This window comes from Roseobacter sp. GAI101, from assembly GCF_000156335.1.
In the GTDB taxonomy this organism is placed as follows: Bacteria; Pseudomonadota; Alphaproteobacteria; order Rhodobacterales; family Rhodobacteraceae; genus Sulfitobacter.
Genome location: NZ_DS999213.1, coordinates 939,501 through 957,792, shown reverse-complemented (window position 1 = coordinate 957,792; position 18,292 = coordinate 939,501). Strand labels below are relative to the sequence as shown.

Below are 18,292 nucleotides of genomic sequence, written 5' to 3'. Positions count from 1 at the left end.
CGTGCCGCCTTTTTTGCGTAGGGTGTGCAGTGAGTTTATTTGGCAAAATGAAGCCAGGGCGCGGGGGCCTATCAGGAGGCAGAGAGCGCCTTGATGATCGGTGCAAAGTCGGAGGCTTTGAGGCTGGCACCGCCGACAAGCGCACCGTCGACATTTTCAGCGGTAAAGATCTCGGCGGCATTGTCCGGTTTGACCGATCCACCATAGAGCAGGCGGATTGCATTGCCTTCGACATCGCCGAAACGGGCGATCAGGCGGGCGCGAATGAAGTCATGCACTTCGATGATCTGCGCAAGGGTTGGGATCTTGCCGGTGCCGATGGCCCAGATGGGTTCGTAGGCGATCACCGTGTTATCGCCCGTCGCACCGTCCGGCACGGAGCCGGACAACTGCCCTGCGATGATGTCGAGGGTATTGTCGGCTTCCCGGTCATCGCCGCTTTCACCGATGCACACGATGGCGGTCAGGCCCGCCGCCCAGGCTGCGCGCGCCTTCTTGCGGATGTCGCCGTTGGTTTCCTCATGAGCATCGCGGCGCTCTGAATGGCCGACGATGACGTAGGACGCACCCGTATCGGCGATCATCGACGCCGAGACATCACCGGTAAAGGCACCTTCGGTCTGCATGTGACAATCTTGCGCGCCGATGGCGATGCTGGTGCCGCGAGTCTTTTCGCAGGCGCGATACAGCAGCGGGGCAGGGGGACAGATCAGCGTTTCAGCATCGTTCGGGTCCAGATGACCGGCCAGTTCGACCAGTTCCGAAAGCGCCGCGGCGGTCCCGTTCATTTTCCAGTTTCCGGCGGCAAGTTTGCGGCGCATGTCAGTATCCCTGTAAGTGTTTTGCCCAAGGGATACCAGCCGCCCGATCACGGGGCAACGACAAGGGCCGATTTGGCAGCGCTAACAGCAGGTGAAAGGACGGTTAACCGAACTTGATAGATTCGCCGCAGCCGCAGGCTTCGGTCACGTTGGGATTGCGGAACTTGAAACCGGATTCGAGCAATGTCGTCTCGTAATCGATTTCGGTGCCAAACAGGAACATTTGCGCCATCGGCGCGATCAGCACGCGCGCGCCGTCCTGTTCGACCACTTCGTCATTGGCATCAGGCTCGTTCACGTATTCCATGGTATATTCCATGCCCGCGCAGCCGCCTTTCTTGATGCCGATGCGCAGCCCTGCGTGTCCTGCCGACGTCATCAGCTTGCTGATCTGCGTTGCGGCCTTTGGGGTGATGGTAACGGCTTGCTTGCCTGGGATCGCGAACATCATTGATACTCCTGTTGATCCAAAGATAGGGGGTTCGCGGCACATTCTCAAGCAGTTGCGTTGAAAATGCATGAAGCCGCCCCGAAATTCGGAGCGGCCTGTCGCGTGTCGGCGGGGTGGGCTGGATTACAGGCCCATGCAGTTGGCGTAGTATGTCACCGTCGCGGGCCAGTCCGAGAAGACACCCTCGACGCCTGCGTCTTGCGCGAGCACATCCAGAGCCACCAGATAGTCGCTGTCATCCTTGACGATGTCATTCACCGACTGGAAATACCAGCCGCCGCCCGATGCCAGCGGACCGGAGCGTTCCAACGTCCAGGCGATCAGCTTGAGGTCGGCCGCTTTTGCTGCCTTGGCATAGGCCGATGCGGCGAGTTTGCCGCCGTCGTTGGTCAGGAGCATGTTCAGCGACGGGGCCAGGTACTGCACGCCCTGCGCCTTGAGCGCGGCGAAATCTTGCGCCCATGTCGCCTTGTCCTGTTTATCGAAACCTTCGGACCATTCCACCAGATAGACTGCCTGCTTGCCGAAATCGGGTTCGTTTTCGACCCAATACAACACATCTTCCAGATTGAAGGACTGGGCCCAGACATCGGAGGCGGGGATGCCGGCGGCCTTGTATTCGTCGATCATCTTCTGGGCATAATCCGCCTGACTGAAGCCGTCATGCGGCATTTCGACCGAAGGTGACTTCAGTTCGGGGGTGAATTTTGCACCAAGCGATGCGAAAAGCGCGATGGACTCGGCGTGGGTCATCAGATCAGCCTTGTCGGTGTAAAGCTGCGTGCGAAACGATGCGACGCCGCCCTGATAGGCTTCGGCCGTGGAGGCCGTCTTGTCGGCGCTGTCCATCTTGGGCGTCAGGGTCTGAAACTCTGCCAGCGTCAGGTCAGAGGTGCGGCATTCAGCGCTGGCCCCTGTGTCGCCCGAGGCCGGCGTAAATCCGGCGGTGCATTTGTCTGCAAGATCCGTCATCAGGATGTTGGTCGTCGTGTGCAGGTCGTTCTGGGCGTGACGGCAGACCAGTTCATGATCGGCGGTAAAGGTCACGTCGCATTCTAGAACGCCCGCACCCATCCGCGCGGCCGCGACGTTGGATTGAACGGTATGTTCCGGAAACATCAAGGGCGCACCGCGGTGGCCGATGGAAAACTGCGTGCGCGTCGGCGTCTGGCTCATGCAGGACGCCAGCTTTTCCTTCAGCGCGCCCTGAGGCAGCTTGTCGATCAGATAGGCCGGACGGGGGCCGTATTCGACGGGTGTCTGGGTGCTGTGGGCATCCGCCCAAAGGGCTGAGGGCAGCAGGGCCAAGGCGGTGAGGGCTGTTGTGATACGCATGATCGCTCCGGTTATGTAAAACATCTGGCGCGGGTTTGACGGCCAGATGTTACAGATGTGCGATGCTTGCGTGATGATTATGTGAAACGCGGGCTTACATGAAGCCCAGTTCCAGGCGCGCTTCGTCAGACATCATGTCCATGCCCCAGGGCGGCTCCCAGACCAGTTCAACATCGACTGTCTTGACACCGGGCAGGGGTTCTACCGCATCGGCGACCCAGCCAGGCATCTCACCCGCGACGGGGCAGCCGGGCGCGGTCAGCGACATCTTGATGTTCACTTCGCTTTGGTCATTGATATCAATGGTATAGATCAAACCAAGCTCATAAATATTGACCGGAATTTCCGGGTCATACACCGTGCGGCAGGCCTCTACGATCTGGTCGTAAAGCGGATGATCGGTCGAAGACGGCGCAATCAGAGGCGTGCCTTCGAGGGGGTGGGTGCTGTCGGTCATCATGGGCCTCGCTGTGTTATCCTGATCGTTTATATAGGGTTTACGTCCGCCAGCGTCCAGAGGGCTGAGCCCCTGTCACGGTTTGCGCTTGCGCACGGGCTGCGGCCTGACACGCGCTTCGACCATGTCATAAAGCATTCCGACGATATCCTTGCCTGTGGCTTTCTCGATCCCCTCGAACCCGGGCGATGAATTGACCTCAAGCACCTTCGGACCGGTTTCAGAGCGCAGCAAATCCACACCGGCCTTGCCCAGACCGAAGGCGCGGGCGGCGCGCAGCGCGGTATCACGCTCAAGCTTGGTGATCCGCACGACCTGCGCGCTGCCGCCTCGGTGAAGGTTCGACCGGAAATCACCATCCGCGCCGGTGCGCTTCATGGCGGCCACGACCTTACCATCGACCACAAGGCAGCGGATGTCTTCGCCAGCGGCTTCCTTCACGAAATCTTGCACCAGAAAGTTTGCCTTCAGGCCCCGGAACGCGTCAATCACCGATTCCGCCGCCTTTTTGGTTTCAGCCAAAACGACACCTTTTCCCTGGGTGGATTCCAACAGCTTCACGATCAACGGCGCAGTCCCCACCAGAGCCATCAAGTTCGACGTGTCCTTGGGCGACGCCGCAAAGGCTGTCGTGGGCATTCCGATCTTCTTGGATGCCAGAACCTGATGCGCATGCAGCTTGTCACGGCTGGCGAGAATGCCCGCAGATCCGTTCACGCAATAGGTCCCGATCGTTTCGAACTGGCGGATCACGGCGCAGCCATAGGGCGTGACCGACGCGCCGATCCGCGGGATCACGGCATCGTAACGCGGCAGGCGTTTGCCGTCATAATGGACCTCCGGTGCCATCGCGTTGATCGCCATGTAGCAGCGCGTCGTGTCGATCACTTCGACCGTATGGCCGCGTGCCTCGCCGACCTCGACCAGACGCCTGGTGGAATAATTTCCCGCCTCGCGGCTCAGCACGGCAATCCGCAACGCCCGCTGAGGCGCTTTGCGACGCACGGCGGCGGTGTGGTAGACGTCATAGCTCAGATCAGGCTGCAACCGCTTTTCGGTCGGTGAAATGGTGATGTGATCCGTCAGGGCCTGACGTCCCAACAACATCCGGCTCGCCATGCCCGCACGGTTGGTCAGGGTAATGTCAATCGGCCAACTTTGTCCTGCGACATCCAGATTTGACGAAATCACATAGCGCAGCTCGGATTCGCCGTTCGAAGATGTCACCTCGCGCCGGTCTATGATCGGGGCCGAGCAGGTGATGACGATATCCTCATTGCCCGCAACCGGATGCACGTTGAACCGCACCTTCGGCTTGGCGTCCGATCCGAAAACCTCGATGTCATGCGCATGCAACGCCGACGTCCGCGCGCCGGTGTCGATCTTGGCCTTGATCGCAGGTAATCCCAGCTCGGGCAATGCGATCCACTCTTCCCAGCCAAACGTTAATTCTTGCATGCGACATACTCCTGCTCGGCCGAATTTCCTGCCGAGTATCAGGTCGCCCCCGGCTTCTCAAGGCACGACGGGGGCTTCCAATTGGTTAAAAATCCCGGGGTCCGGGGCAGCGCCCCGGCGGACGGAAAATATTAAATGGCTCTGACGATGTCGCTGATCCCTATCGCCGAAGTCTTTGCAAAACCCTTGTCCCGATGGGAGGACAAAGCCGTAGGAGCATTTTTGCCGGATAGTTTTGCCGCAAAGAAACCGAAAATTGTCTTGGTGTTCCAACCGAAAACAGCAGCCATGCAGATCCGCCGGGCCGCTATCTTCAAAACCTGACGGCAGTGATCAGTCACCGCTTTCGCCCCGACCTTCGTTGCGGCGCTTCAGGACACATCAATGACCCGCGCAGGCGACAGGGCGGCCGACCTTGCCCAGGGCTTCAAAACGCCACTGACGGCGCTGACGGCCGGTATTGCGTGATTGCAAAGGATGGGCGAAAGCCGGATCGCTGCGGACATCGAAGACGCTGCAATGCGGATGGGGTACGGGCCTTGGTCTGGCAATCGTTCAGGATATTCTGGAAGCTTCGGATGGCTCGATGACGCTTCATGCGACGATTGGTGGCGGATTGAAGCTCGTGAGGGATATGCCGATGGCACGCAGTCCACGCAGCCGGTCAGGCAAAGCTAACCATCGTTTATGTCGCGTTCTACGATCCGCGCACCGCTGGATTGACGCTTGAACACGATGCGCAGGATGATCCAGCACAGCAACGACAAGCCTGCAAAAAGTGCCAGCAGCAACGACACACCTGCGCCGGGCATAATCAGCACCACCGGGACCATGGCGAAAGCGCCAAGGGCAAAGCCCAGAAAGATGTTACCCGGCGCGAGGACTTCGACCAGCCCCAGGACCAGCGCAACTGAAACCCAGACCCACCAGAGCGTCGCATAATCTGCCAGCATCATCCGCGTCCTTTCAGCAGTTTGAAGGCATCGCCAAAGGCCTCGAGCGCCTGGGCGGGGACCAGGATCGTCTGATTGCCGGAACCGGTGCCAAGGGCGTTCAACGCTTCGACCTGTTTCAGCGCGATCTGGTATTGCGCCGCTTCAAGCCCGTTTTCACCGATCGCAGTCGCCACGACCTGTGTGGCATAGGCCTCGGCGTCAGCCAGTACGCGGCGCGCCTTGGCGGTTTGTTCCGACGCATATAGCTCGGCATCGGCGGCTAGTTCGACGGCGCGCTTCTTGCCTTCGGCCTCGGTTACTTGCGCCCGGCGCGCCCGTTCGGCGTTCAGCTGTTGCATCATCGCGGCACGGGTCGCTGCATCAAGGTTCACATCCAGAATTTCAGCCCGCGTGACTTCGATCCCCCAGTTGTCCACGGCGTCCTCGACCAGCATCTTGATGGTGCTGATCAGGGCCGTGCGGTTGGACTGCACCTCGTCCAGGTCCATCTTGCCGATTTCCGCGCGCACGATCCCGGCGACGGTGGTGGCGATGGCGCTGTCGATGTCGCGAATGCGGTAAACGGTCTTTTCGGGTTCGATGATCCGGTAGAATACCGAGGTATCGACCTGAACCAGCACGTTGTCGCGGGTGATTGCGTCCTGGCTGGCGGTGGGCAATTGCCGTTCGAGGATCGAGATCTGGTGCGCAATCCGGTCAATGAACGGGACGATCATGTTGATGCCCGGCCCCATGACCGCCCGCAACCGGCCAAAGCGTTCAACGACATGCTGTTCCGATTGCGGCACGATCTTGACGGCCTTCACGACCAGAATGATCAGCAACAGTGCCAGCAGGATCAGGGGCAGGTTGGTCTGGAAAATATCCAGCAGGATGTCTTCGATTGGCACGGGCGCGGTCTCCTAACAACGACGTCACCTTCAAGAGACGTTTCGCGTCAGTTTCTGCCAAAATCCAAGAAATGCAATGCAGCATCGTGATTGCGTGCGATTGCGCGACATTCTATAGGCGCTGTCATGGAAAAATTCTCATTCGATCTTCAGGCCCGCGACGGGGCCGCCCGCACCGGGGTCATCTCGACCCCGCGTGGTGACATACGAACGCCGGCGTTCATGCCCGTGGGCACGGCCGCAACCGTCAAGGCAATGTTGCCCGAAAGCGTTGCCGCCACCGGTGCCGATATCTTGTTGGGCAACACCTATCATCTGATGCTGCGCCCGACGGCTGAACGGATCGACCGGCTTGGCGGGCTGCACAAGTTCATGAATTGGGACAAGCCGATCCTGACCGATTCAGGCGGCTTTCAAGTGATGAGCCTCGCGGACCTGCGCAAGCTGACCGAAAAGGGCGTGACCTTCAAAAGCCATATTGACGGGTCACGGCACGAGCTGACACCGGAACGGTCGATGGAGATTCAAAAACTGCTTGGTTCAGACATCGTCATGTGTTTCGACGAATGCCCTGCCTTGCCGGCCGACCGCGACCGGATCGCTGACTCCATGCGCCTGTCGATGCGGTGGGCCGCGCGCAGCCGCGACGCCTTTGGCGACCGTCCGGGCCACGCGCTGTTCGGCATCCAGCAAGGCGGGCTCGAGCGTGATTTCCGCGAGGAAAGCGCCAAGGCCTTGGTGGATATCGGATTTGACGGCTATGCTGTCGGCGGTCTGGCCGTGGGCGAGGGGCAGGAGGCGATGTTCGGCTGTCTTGATTACGCCACCGATATGCTGCCCGTGGACCGCCCGCGCTATTTGATGGGGGTGGGCAAGCCCGATGATATCGTGGGGGCTGTCGCGCGCGGCATCGACATGATGGACTGCGTTCTGCCATCCCGGTCGGGACGGACCGGTCAGGTGTTCACCCGCAACGGTGTGGTAAACATCAAGAACGCGCGCCATGCCGACGACCCGCGACCGCTGGACGAGGCGTGCACATGCCCGGCCTGCAAAAGCTACAGCCGCGCCTATCTGCATCACGTGTTCCGCAGTCACGAGATGATCTCGGGGATGTTGCTGACCTGGCATAACCTGCATTACTTCCAGGAAATCATGGCCGGTATGCGTGGGGCGATTGCCGCAGGCACGTTCGACGCTTGGCAGGCCGAGTTTCATGCGACCCGGGCGCAGGGCGATATCGACCCGCTTTAGAACTTCAACCGCTTCGGCGAAAAATAAACCGGTGAACCAATCCTTGCTGTTATGCGTCTTGAGCTTAGGTGCTGAAGACAGCAACCAGCAAGGAAAGGACACCGAGATGTCAGAAAAACTATTCTCCCCCGTTACCGTTGGTGCCATCGAGGCGAAAAATCGCGTCGTGATGGCTCCGCTAACCCGCAACCGCGCTGATAACGACACTGGCGAAGTCGGTGAATTGCACGTTGAATATTACGCGCAGCGTGCAGGTGCCGGTATCATCATTACCGAAGCCACGCAGATCAGCCCCGAAGGCAAGGGCTATCTGGCGACGCCGGGCATCCACAGCGAAGGCCAGGTGGCCGCGTGGAAAAAGGTGACTGACGCCGTGCACAAGGCGGGCGGCAAGATCGTCATCCAGCTGTGGCATGTAGGCCGGATCAGCCATACGTCGCTTCAGCCCGACGGCCAGCAACCGGTTGCGCCTTCGGCGATCACCGCGGACGTCAAGACATTTACGGCTGACGGGTTTGAACCGACTTCCGAGCCGCGCGCGCTAGAAACCGATGAAATTCCTCGTGTAATCGCCGACTATGTCCACGCCACCAAGATGGCGAAAAAGGCCGGGTTTGATGGGGTCGAAGTGCACGGGGCCAACGGCTACCTGCTGGACCAGTTCCTGAAAACCAAGACCAACAAGCGCGATGATCAATACGGCGGCTCGCTTGAAAACCGCGCCCGCTTGCTGCTTGAGGTGCTTGAGGCGGTGACGAACGCGTGGGACGGTGCCCATGTCGGTTTGCGCCTGTCGCCGTTTTCGCCTGCCAATGATGTGGATGACGAAAACCCGCAGGAAACCTTTGAATATGTCATCCCGCAGTTGAACCGCTTCGGGCTGGCCTATCTGCACATGGTCGAAGGGGCCACCGGCGGTTCGCGCGATCTGAAGGAAGGCGAAAGCATCGCCATATTGCGCAAGATGTTCGACGGCCTCTATATGGCAAACAACGGCTATGACCGCGATCTTGCGATCAAGACCGTCGAAGACGGTGCGGTCGACCTGATCGCATTCGGGCGGCCCTTTATCGCCAACCCTGATCTGGTCAAGCGGCTTGAACGTCACACCGCGCTGAACAAGGGCGATTCCAACACCTATTACGGTGGTGGCGCGGCAGGATATACGGACTATCCCTTCCTCGAAGAAGACGCCGTTGAATAATATGCAAATTTCCGGCCCCAGCGAATTTCGGGGCCGGAAAACCCACGGTCTTTGGCGAGTTTCGGCTGGAATTCAAGCGATCCGCGCTTGTCTGTCCGGGCCACACGGGTCATTCTAGCGTCAAAGCAAAAACGGCACCCCCCGAAAAGGGTATTGAAACAGGCGGGTGGGCCCCCCAAATACCTACCCAGAACAGGAGATGACCAAACGGCTGCCTATGACAGGGGCCAGCGTCATCTTGCAGTATAAGGAATAGAGCATGTTAGAGCCTCTGAACGCATCCTACCCCGTGTTGCCCCTGCGCGACATCGTCGTATTCCCGCACATGATCGTGCCGCTTTTCGTAGGTCGCGAAAAATCAGTGCGCGCATTGGAAGAAGTCATGGCGGACGACAAGCAGATTTTGCTGTCCAGCCAGATTGATCCGGGCATTGATGACCCCGATTCCGATGGTATCTTCAAGGTCGGCGTGCTGGCCAACGTATTGCAATTGCTCAAGCTGCCCGATGGCACCGTGAAGGTGCTTGTCGAAGGTCAGGCACGGGTGCGCATTACTGAATTCCTTGAAAACGAAAGCTTTTTCGAGGCACGTGCCGAGTATCTTACCGAGATGCCGGGCGATGAAACCATTACCCAGGCCCTTTTGAAGACCGTCACGGAAGAGTTCGAGCGCTATTCCAAGGTCAAGAAAAACGTTCCCGAAGAAGCGCTGACTGCGGTCATCGAAGCGTCCGAGCCTGCGCGTCTGGCGGATCTGGTCGCTGGCCATCTGGGCATCGAAGTCGAACAAAAGCAGGACCTTCTGGAAACGCTTGCCGTGTCCGAGCGGCTTGAGAAAGTCTATGGTCTGATGCAGGGCGAAATGTCCGTGCTGCAGGTCGAGAAAAAGATCAAGACCCGCGTCAAATCGCAGATGGAGAAGACCCAGCGTGAATATTACCTGAATGAGCAGATGAAGGCCATTCAGACCGAGCTGGGCGATGGCGAAGACGGCAAGAACGAAGTGGCCGAGCTTGAAGCGCGGATCGCCGAGACCAAGCTGAGCAAAGAGGCCAAGGAAAAGGTCGACGCCGAGTTGAAGAAGCTGAAGAACATGTCCCCCATGTCAGCCGAAGCCACCGTCGTGCGCAACTACCTCGACTGGATTCTGTCGATCCCGTGGAACGTGAAATCACGTACCAAAAAGGACCTCGTCAAAGCCCAGAAGGTGCTGGACGACGACCACTACGGCCTTGAAAAAGTCAAGGAACGCATCGTCGAATATCTTGCCGTGCAGCAGCGGTCGACCAAGCTGAAAGGCCCGATCATGTGCCTTGTCGGCCCTCCGGGTGTCGGTAAGACGTCGCTTGGTAAATCCGTGGCCAAGGCGACGGGGCGCGAATTCATCCGCATCAGCCTTGGTGGCGTGCGTGACGAATCCGAAATTCGCGGCCACCGCCGGACCTATATCGGCTCCATGCCTGGCAAGATCATTCAGGCGCTGAAGAAGGCCAAGACCAACAACCCTCTGATCTTGCTCGATGAAATCGACAAGATGGGGCAGGATTTCCGCGGCGATCCCGCGTCGGCAATGCTCGAGGTGCTTGATCCGGAACAGAACGCCACATTTGTGGACCACTACCTGGAGGTCGAATACGACCTGTCGAATGTGATGTTCCTGACCACGTCCAACAGCTACAACATGCCGGGTCCGCTTTTGGACCGGATGGAGATCATCCCGTTGGCGGGTTATACCGAGGACGAAAAGCGCGAGATCGCAAAGCAGCATCTGGTGCCCAAGCAGATCAAGAACCACGGCTTGAAGGCAAAGGAATTTGTCATTGAAGACAGTGCCTTGACCAGCATGATCCGCTATTACACCCGCGAAGCGGGCGTGCGGAACCTTGAGCGCGAGATTGCGAAGGTGGCGCGGAAGTCGCTGACCAAGATCATCAAGAAGGAAGCTGAAAGCATCACGGTATCCGCAGACAACATCGAGGATTTCCTTGGGGTCAAAAAGTACCGTTATGGTTTGGCCGAGCTTGAAGATCAGATCGGTGTGGTGACAGGTCTGGCCTATACATCGGTGGGCGGCGAATTGCTGCAAATCGAAGCGTTGCGCCTGCCGGGCAAGGGCCGGATGAAGACAACCGGCAAGCTGGGCGATGTGATGAAGGAATCCATCGATGCGGCCAGCAGCTATGTCCGTTCCATCAGCCCGTCGCTTGGGGTGAAGCCAACCAAGTTCGACACGATCGATATCCACGTGCACGTACCCGACGGTGCGACGCCAAAGGATGGTCCATCTGCGGGTCTGGCAATGGTGACGTCGATTGTGTCGGTGCTGACGCAAATCCCTGTGCGGCGCGACATCGCGATGACGGGCGAAGTGTCCTTGCGCGGGAATGCGATGCCGATTGGGGGCTTGAAGGAAAAGCTGTTGGCGGCGCTGCGTGGCGGTATCACGACGGTTCTGATCCCGGAAGAAAACGAAAAGGATCTGCCTGATATCCCCGATAACGTGAAGGAAGGGTTGAAGATCATCCCGGTCAAGCACGTATCCGAAGTGCTGCAGCACGCGCTTGTGCGCCAGCCCGAGGCGATCGAATGGGATCAGGAAGCGGAAGACGCCGCTGCTGCTGCCATCGCCAAAAAGTCTTCGGGCGGGGATAATGCCACAGCGCATTAAGCCGACGCCGTGAAACTGACGAAAGGCCACCCTTTAGGCGGGTGGCCTTTTGCGTTGAATATGGTCGCATGACACCAAATATGGTGCCGAAAGGCAGGGGAACTGCAAGGATTACTGGATTATTGTCAATTTTCAGGCTATCAAGAGCTAATAACAAACCAATTGGCAGCAGAGAGTTCCATGAGCAGCACAGTCAAACCCACCAAGTCAAAGCCCCCCTCGAACGTTGCTGCTGGCGCATCAGGCCCGGCCGGCAAGTCGCAAGCCACCAAACCCGAAACGGGAGCATCCGTCGTGGAAGGGCCGCGCCCTGTGATCGTCGGACCGGTGATGCGCAAGAAAGAGCTGATTGATCTGGTTGTAGAACGCTCGTCCATCAAAAAGAAAGACGCCAAGCCGGTGGTCGAAGCGATGCTTGCGGTTCTGGGCGAAGCCCTGGCCGATAATCGCGAATTGAACCTTCTTCCGATGGGCAAGTTCAAAGTCGTGAATGAAAAAGATTTGGGCAACGGTAAAATGATGCGGGTAAAAGTGCGTCAGGTGGCACCGTCAGACAAATCCAAAGCTGCCGATACAGATACCGACGAATCTGACGTTTAGGCACTGCGCTCGCGTTACGATGTGAAAGGTCCTTTGGAAACAAGGGGCCTTTTAGCATTTTAGGGTGCTGGTACATGTGAACACCAAGTCCCGCCACAATGCCTTTTGCACAAGACAGCGCGTAAGATACCAGCCCGAAGGGACTGATTTCAAACACAATTCAAGAGGGGGAATGGTGGGTCGTGAGAGGCTCGAACTCCCGACATCTTCGGTGTAAACGAAGCGCTCTACCAACTGAGCTAACGACCCGTGAGCGATCTACTACCCTAAGCTTTGGAGGGGTTTCAACCCCATTCTTGCCACCAAATGCAGTTTTCCGAATTATTTTTTCAGGCGCGGGTTTTGCAGGTGTTTTTAAGCCGGATCACACTAGGTTTGAGCCATCACCCGGATGTGATCTGCACGGTGCAATGGTTGTTGCCTCGTCTGTGTCCGGGGGCTACTAGGAGGCTTGGTAATTTCCCGCCACCTCCCTCATCTTTGTACCATCGTCGGCTCGCAAATGCGTACACCGGCGTGGCCCCCATGAAAGACTTTTTATGATCCTCGATATTGACGTCCAGCTTGAATATCAGATGTACGGTCCGACGGATATGATCCTGCAAATTCAGGCCCCCGATTTTGCGGACCAGCGCGTCCTGTCCGAAAGCTTTACCCTAAGCGATACCCAGCAGCGTGCGAGCATCGCGGGCGAGGCAGGGATGGGCGAGCGTGTGCTGATCCGCTCGAACGGCAATTTGCGCTGCGATTACAAGGCGCGGTTCGACGTCGACCGGCCAGCCTTGCGGATCGAGGAGTTTAACAGCGTGCCGCCCCACAAGCTGCCCAGCGACGCAGTGCGCTATCTGATGCCGTCGCGCTATTGCCCGTCGGATCAACTGCAAAGCTTTGTGGCGGCGGAATACGGCAATCTGAAAGGCGGATACCTGATCGCCACATTGCGCGACTGGATATTCGAGCGGTTCCAATATGTTCCCGGGTCCAGCAACGGCCAGACGACCGCGCTTGATACCTTTGTGCAGCGCCAGGGCGTCTGCCGCGATTTCGCCCATGTCATGATTGCGCTGTCACGCGCCGCGGCGATCCCGGCGCGGTTTGTCAGCGTTTACGCGCCTTTTGTGACGCCGCAGGATTTCCATGCCGTGGCCGAGGTGTTTTTGGACGGGACATGGCATCTGGTTGACCCGACCGGCATGGCGGCGTCCAACCAGATCGTGCGCATCGGCGTGGGGCTTGATGCGGCCGAGGTGCCGTTTCTCAGCAGTTTCGGGCCGGCGATGATGCTGTCGCAATCGGTAGATGTGCGCGTGGTCTAGACGCTTGGGCGATAGACAGGCGGGCCGGTCCAAGTTATCCAGTCATGGCAATTGTTTGGGCCTCGTTGTTCATCTGAACTGACGGGGCCCGTGCCAGACCTGTAATTGCGACACGCAACGCCGAAAGGACACGCCCATGGCCCTGCAAATCGACATTTCCCGATTCAAGAACCTTGCGATTGAGACCCATGAGGACGGGGTCTGGGTCGTGACCCTGAACCGCCCGGCCAAACGCAATGCGCTGGACATCGACACCATCGAAGAGCTGGTTGATTTCTTTTCGGCTGCACCGCGTGCAGGCGTGCGTGCCGTGGTTCTGGCAGGGGCTGGCGATCACTTCTGCGCCGGGCTTGATCTGATCGAACACCACGACGAAGATCGCAGCCCCGCTGACTTCATGCATGTCTGCCTGCGCTGGCACGAGGCGTTCAATAAGATGGAATATGGCGGTGTGCCGGTCATTGCCGCGCTGCAGGGTGCCGTTGTCGGAGGCGGGCTTGAACTGGCAAGTTCGGCCCATATCCGCGTCATGGACCAGACCGCCTATTTCGCCTTGCCCGAAGGGCAGCGGGGGCTGTTCACCGGCGGTGGGGCGACGATCCGGGTGACTGATCTGGTCGGCAAGTCGCGGATGATCGACATGATGTTGACGGGCCGCGTCTATCAGGGCCAAGAGGCGGTCGATCTTGGACTTGCGCAATATATCGTCGAGGGATCAAGCTTTGACGCCGCCCTCGAGATCGCGCGCAAGACGGCGCAGAATCTGCCGCTGTCAAACTTTGCGATCTGCAGTGCGGTCAGCCACATGCAGAACATGTCCGCCATGGACGCCGCCTATGCCGAAGCCGTGGTCGCCGGCGTGGTCAACACCCAGCCTGACGCGCGTGCGCGGCTTGCGGCGTTTGCCGACAAAAGTGGCGCGCGGGTGCGGCCTAACTCCTAGGCTCGTCAGGGGCGTCATTGGGGGCATCGTCATCCTCTAGCAGCAAGCGGGCGGCGCTGCCTTCGGCGTCGTCATACTGCCCGCTGCGCAGCGTCCAGAGAAAGCCGCACAGCCCCAGTCCACCCAGAATGATCGACACCGGTATCAGGATCAGCAGCACGTTCATCGCACAATCCTGACCCGCATCGCGTTTGCCAGAACCGTGAGGGACGAGGCCGACATGGCAATCGCGGCAATCAACGGCGACGCATAGCCCAGCAAGGCCACGGGCACTGCGATGGCGTTATAGGCAGCCGCAATCGCAAAATTCTCGCGGGACAGCCGCGTGGTGGCACGGGCGATTTTCATCAGCATTGGAAACTCTGCCAGACTGTCACGCAGCAACACGATATCGGCGGCACTGCGCGACGCATCCAGCGCCGACGCGGGGGCCACTGACGCATGGGCCGCCGCCAGTGACGCTGTATCGTTCAACCCGTCACCCACCATCAGCACCCGGTGCCCGGCCTTCTGCAAGCCGGTCAGGTAGGCGTGTTTTTCGGTGGCGCTGACGTTGAATTGCAAATCCTCGACCCCGATCTGGGCGGCCAACGCCTGCACTGGCGTCTTGCCGTCCCCGCTGAGTATTTGGGGCGCTATGCCCAAGCTGCGCAGCCCCTCAAGGGCCGTTTTCACACCGGGGCGCGGGATGTCCGTCAGGGGCAGGGGGATCGCAGGCCCGTCGCCAATCCGAAGGCCGAGACCGTCGAAATCCGCACCCAGCCATGACCCGCGGCCCATCCGGACGGGTTGACCGTCCAGAACGGCTTGCATCCCGAAGCCGGGAATTTCCTGCATCTGCGTCACCTCTGCCAGCGGAACGGGCGGCAGCACAGAAAGCAGGGCGCGTGACATCGGATGGTGGGACGATTGCGCCAATTTTCGCGCCACGCTGGCCTGTGTGTCGCTCAGCGTCGAGAGCTTTCCGGTGCTACTGGACAAGGTCAAGGTGCCGGTCTTGTCAAAAACCGCGATATCGACCTCGGCCAGCCGTTCCAACGCGGTGCCGGATTTCACCAGAAACCCCATCGCATACAACCGCGCGATTGCTGCGGTGGCCACGGCTGGCACCGCAAGGCCCAAGGCGCAGGGGCAGGTGATGATCAGGACCGCCACCCCGATATTCAAGGCAAAGCGTATGTCACCGCTGATCCACACCCAGACCACGAAGGCCAGCAGCGCCAGAAGGTGCACCGCAGGGGCATAGATGCGCGCGGCCCGGTCGGCCAGATTGGTATATCGGTTGCGGCTGTTCTCGGCCATCTCGACCAGGTTCGCGACGCGGCGCAGGGTCGTATCATCGCCCACGGCCGTTGCGGTCATCTCGAAGGGGGCACCCTGGTTGATCTCTCCGGCCTGGACGGGGAACCCTTTGATCAGGGTTTGCGCAGCGGATTCACCGGTCAGAAACGACCGGTCCGACACTGCCGACGCGCTGTCCAGCGTGCCGTCAACCGGCACCCGTACCCCGGTGGGGATCAACACGCGGTCGCCCACGCGGAGCGCGCTGACCGGCACCTTGGTCGCGTGGCCTGCGTCGATGCGTTGCGCGGTGTGCACTTCGAGGGCGGCAAGTTCCTTGGCGGCGGATCTGGCCGAGCTTCGGGTCTGGTGATCCAGATAGCGCCCGATCAGCAGGAAGAACGTCAGGGACAGGGCGGCATCAAAATAGGCATGGGCCCCGCCGTTCAGCACCTCGAACAGCGACATGCCCGCCGCGAGAAGAATGGCAAGCGAGATCGGCACATCCATGTTCAGCGCGCGCACCCGCAGCGCGGACCACGCATTTGCAAAGAACGGTTGGCCGCAAAACAGCACAGCCGGCAGGCTGATCAGGGCCGAAATCAGGTGAAACAGATCACGTGTGGCGTCAGACGCCCCCGACCAGACAGCGACCGAAAACAGCATGACATTCATCATCGCAAAGCCCGCGATGGCCAGCCGGATCAGCAAGGCGCGGCCGACGGGGTCCTGGCCTTCTTCAAGCAGCGTCAGATCAAGCGGATAGGCGTCATACCCCGCCGCCTTGATCGCTGCGGTGATGGTTTCATCCGGCACATCGGGGCCGTGGACCGAAACCCGTTTCAGCGACAGGTTCACACGGGCACGTTCGACCCCCGGAAGGGCGGAGAGCGCGCGTTCAACCTTGCCGATGCAGGCCGCGCAATGCAGCGCGGGGATCGACAGGATCGCATCGGGCGGCCGGGCATGGCGCGCGGTTTCCTGCGCCAGGGGGGCAACGGCACAGGCAGGGCAGGCGGCGACTTGGGTCATCTTGTGATATGCACCACGATACGCTGCTGGAACAGCACGCCATTGTCCGCGCGCAGCTTGACGCGCAGGTTCCAATTTCCGGGCCCGGCCTTGACCGGGGCGACAAGCGCGCTGCCGTCAAAGGTGAAATCGGGCGTCTGGTCGGCAACCACGCTGGTGGCGCGGCCAAAGGTGGCGTCCTCGACCCGCGGTGCAATGGCTGTGCCGTCCTGCAGGATCACCAGCTTGAGCACGTCATGGTCCACATCTGCGGACACCGCCCAGCCAAGCGCCTCTTGGGCGTTTCGGTCGGCGTCGAAGGATTGCGAGGCGACGTAAGAATTCTTGACCTCAAGCCCCGGAAACGTGCGCACGGCCTGAAACGCCAGCGTCAGATTGACCGCGATGATCACCCCGAAGGCTGTCGCAAACCCGCCGAACACATGCCATCCTGTCAGTTCACGTTGCATCTAATTTCCCTTTCCGTTGAAGGTGGTCGCCTTTGAGGCCCGTGTCTGAGCCTCGCTATCTTCGACCCAGATCCGCAAAGGTGTCGCCGCCGCAGTTGCCGCAGGGTCCTGCGCGCGCGCAGTCACATATACCCGTTGCAACAAGGTCGTATCCGCCGGTACACGCAGCATCAGCTGGTCTGTACCTTCAAGCCCGATGCGCAAAACCTCATCGCTGGTAAGGCTAAGACGGAACTGCCTGTCGTCGCCGGATTTGTTGCGCAAGCGCACGTCATAGATGTTGCGGATCGATCCGTCGGACTGGGTGACATAGGTCGGATTGCGCACCGGACTGACGGTCAGTTCGATGTCCGACCGGATGAAAAGTGCGTACACCAGCCCTATACCGATCAGCGACCAGATCACGGTATAAAGGATCGTACGGGGCCGCAGGATATGACGCCAAAGCGGTTTTGGCTTGGCACCGGCCCGCTCGGCAGCCTCGTCCGAGAGGGCGATGTAGTCGATCAACCCGCGCGGCTTGCCGATCTTGGCCATCACGTCGTCGCAGGCGTCGATGCACAGCGCGCAGGTGATGCATTCCATCTGCTGACCGTCTCGGATGTCTATGCCCGCCGGGCAGACGTTGACGCAGGCCATGCAGTCGATGCAGTCGCCCGTGGTACCGTCATGTTTCTTACCGCGCGGCTCTCCGCGCCATTCACGGTAGGCGACGGTAATCGTGTCGGGGTCCATCATTGCGGCCTGAATGCGCGGCCAGGGGCACATGTAGTTGCAGACCTGTTCGCGCAGGAACCCGCCAAAGACAAAGGTCGTCGCCGTCAGGATTGCGATGGTGATATAGGCTGCGGGATGTGCGGTCAGGTTGACCAGATCGCGCGCCAGCGTCGGCGCATCGGTAAAGTAGAAAACCCATGCCCCGCCGGTGGCCACCGCGATGATCAGCCAGACGGCCCATTTTGTCAGACGCAGCCGCCATTTCTGTGCCGTCCACTTCGCGTGATGCAACCGGACGCGCGCGTTGCGGTCGCCTTCGATCCAGCGTTCGACAAGGATGAACAGGTCGGTCCAGACCGTCTGCGGGCAGGTATAGCCGCACCAGACGCGCCCTAGGGCCGAGGTGAACAGGAACAGGCCCAGCCCGGCCATGATCAGCAGACCGGCCACGAAATAGAAT

18 protein-coding genes and 1 tRNA gene are annotated in these 18,292 nt (G+C 59.7%); 7 read left to right on the top strand and 12 right to left on the bottom strand.

Annotated elements, in window-relative coordinates:
- Nucleotides 1-71: 71 nt before the first annotated feature.
- From tpiA to rimK, 5 genes are all read right to left on the bottom strand, one after another.
- Nucleotides 72-821 (bottom strand): triose-phosphate isomerase, encoded by a 750-nt coding sequence (gene tpiA, locus RGAI101_RS04475; protein ID WP_037227391.1) that lies wholly within the window; start codon nucleotides 819-821, stop codon nucleotides 72-74.
- 103 nt (nucleotides 822-924) lie between these two features.
- Nucleotides 925-1,269 (bottom strand): HesB/IscA family protein, encoded by a 345-nt coding sequence (locus tag RGAI101_RS04470; RefSeq protein WP_037229022.1) that lies wholly within the window; start codon nucleotides 1,267-1,269, stop codon nucleotides 925-927.
- Between the two features lie 126 nt (nucleotides 1,270-1,395).
- On the bottom strand, nucleotides 1,396-2,607 hold the full coding sequence (locus RGAI101_RS04465) for a glycerophosphodiester phosphodiesterase family protein (RefSeq protein WP_037229019.1): 1,212 nt from the start codon (nucleotides 2,605-2,607) through the stop codon (nucleotides 1,396-1,398).
- Between the two features lie 94 nt (nucleotides 2,608-2,701).
- Nucleotides 2,702-3,064, bottom strand: a complete 363-nt coding sequence (locus RGAI101_RS04460; protein WP_037229016.1) for an SUF system Fe-S cluster assembly protein — start codon at nucleotides 3,062-3,064, stop codon at nucleotides 2,702-2,704.
- Between the two features lie 75 nt (nucleotides 3,065-3,139).
- Entirely contained in the window at nucleotides 3,140-4,522 is a 1,383-nt protein-coding gene (gene rimK, locus RGAI101_RS04455; RefSeq protein ID WP_008225761.1) for a 30S ribosomal protein S6--L-glutamate ligase, read from the bottom strand.
- A gap of 135 nt (nucleotides 4,523-4,657) precedes the next feature.
- On the opposite strand from rimK, the gene RGAI101_RS04450 reads away from it, so the two are divergent.
- Nucleotides 4,658-4,846, top strand: coding sequence for a hypothetical protein (locus RGAI101_RS04450; protein WP_008228556.1), 189 nt, complete (start codon nucleotides 4,658-4,660; stop codon nucleotides 4,844-4,846).
- 350 nt (nucleotides 4,847-5,196) lie between these two features.
- On the opposite strand, the gene RGAI101_RS04440 is transcribed toward RGAI101_RS04450, so the two are convergent.
- Together RGAI101_RS04440 and RGAI101_RS04435 are read right to left on the bottom strand one after the other, a co-directional pair.
- The gene (locus tag RGAI101_RS04440) at nucleotides 5,197-5,475 is read right to left on the bottom strand and encodes an NfeD family protein (RefSeq protein WP_037227386.1); all 279 of its coding nucleotides are present in this window, start codon (nucleotides 5,473-5,475) and stop codon (nucleotides 5,197-5,199) included.
- Nucleotides 5,475-6,368 carry an SPFH domain-containing protein gene (locus tag RGAI101_RS04435; protein ID WP_008226509.1) on the bottom strand — a complete coding sequence of 298 codons (894 nt, stop codon included), beginning with the start codon at nucleotides 6,366-6,368 and terminating at the stop codon, nucleotides 5,475-5,477. The genes RGAI101_RS04440 and RGAI101_RS04435 overlap by 1 nt, the downstream gene beginning before the upstream one ends.
- A gap of 126 nt (nucleotides 6,369-6,494) precedes the next feature.
- Here RGAI101_RS04435 and tgt point away from each other — a divergent pair, with 126 nt between their 5' ends.
- From tgt to RGAI101_RS22350, 4 genes are all read left to right on the top strand, one after another.
- A complete protein-coding gene (tgt, locus tag RGAI101_RS04430) occupies nucleotides 6,495-7,622 on the top strand; it encodes a tRNA guanosine(34) transglycosylase Tgt (protein WP_008227779.1) in 1,128 nt (375 codons plus the stop codon).
- A gap of 106 nt (nucleotides 7,623-7,728) precedes the next feature.
- Entirely contained in the window at nucleotides 7,729-8,826 is a 1,098-nt protein-coding gene (locus RGAI101_RS04425; RefSeq protein WP_008228561.1) for an alkene reductase, read from the top strand.
- Between the two features lie 259 nt (nucleotides 8,827-9,085).
- A complete protein-coding gene (gene lon / locus RGAI101_RS04420; protein ID WP_008228602.1) occupies nucleotides 9,086-11,494 on the top strand; it encodes an endopeptidase La in 2,409 nt (802 codons plus the stop codon).
- Nucleotides 11,495-11,674: 180 nt separating this feature from the next.
- Nucleotides 11,675-12,094, top strand: a complete 420-nt coding sequence (locus RGAI101_RS22350; protein ID WP_083792003.1) for an HU family DNA-binding protein — start codon at nucleotides 11,675-11,677, stop codon at nucleotides 12,092-12,094.
- A 173-nt stretch (nucleotides 12,095-12,267) separates the two neighbouring features.
- Here the strand turns inward: RGAI101_RS22350 and RGAI101_RS04410 are convergent.
- Nucleotides 12,268-12,343 (bottom strand) — tRNA-Val (locus tag RGAI101_RS04410).
- 290 nt (nucleotides 12,344-12,633) lie between these two features.
- Between RGAI101_RS04410 and RGAI101_RS04405 the strand changes: the two genes are divergently transcribed.
- The gene (locus RGAI101_RS04405; protein ID WP_008227316.1) at nucleotides 12,634-13,410 is read left to right on the top strand and encodes a transglutaminase-like domain-containing protein; all 777 of its coding nucleotides are present in this window, start codon (nucleotides 12,634-12,636) and stop codon (nucleotides 13,408-13,410) included.
- Nucleotides 13,411-13,546: 136 nt separating this feature from the next.
- Nucleotides 13,547-14,353 carry a crotonase/enoyl-CoA hydratase family protein gene (locus tag RGAI101_RS04400; RefSeq protein WP_008228206.1) on the top strand — a complete coding sequence of 269 codons (807 nt, stop codon included), beginning with the start codon at nucleotides 13,547-13,549 and terminating at the stop codon, nucleotides 14,351-14,353.
- On the opposite strand, the gene ccoS is transcribed toward RGAI101_RS04400, so the two are convergent.
- From ccoS to ccoG, 4 genes are all read right to left on the bottom strand, one after another.
- Nucleotides 14,343-14,519: a cbb3-type cytochrome oxidase assembly protein CcoS gene (gene ccoS / locus RGAI101_RS04395; RefSeq protein WP_008229190.1), complete on the bottom strand. Its 177-nt coding sequence runs from the start codon at nucleotides 14,517-14,519 to the stop codon at nucleotides 14,343-14,345. The two genes, RGAI101_RS04400 and ccoS, sit on opposite strands and share 11 nt — an antisense overlap.
- Nucleotides 14,516-16,666 (bottom strand): cation-translocating P-type ATPase, encoded by a 2,151-nt coding sequence (locus RGAI101_RS04390; protein ID WP_008225449.1) that lies wholly within the window; start codon nucleotides 16,664-16,666, stop codon nucleotides 14,516-14,518. The genes ccoS and RGAI101_RS04390 overlap by 4 nt, the downstream gene beginning before the upstream one ends.
- Entirely contained in the window at nucleotides 16,663-17,115 is a 453-nt protein-coding gene (locus tag RGAI101_RS04385) for a FixH family protein (RefSeq protein ID WP_037227383.1), read from the bottom strand. The genes RGAI101_RS04390 and RGAI101_RS04385 overlap by 4 nt, the downstream gene beginning before the upstream one ends.
- A partial coding sequence (gene ccoG, locus RGAI101_RS04380; protein ID WP_037229013.1) for a cytochrome c oxidase accessory protein CcoG occupies nucleotides 17,116-18,292 on the bottom strand: 1,177 nt, incomplete at its 5' end.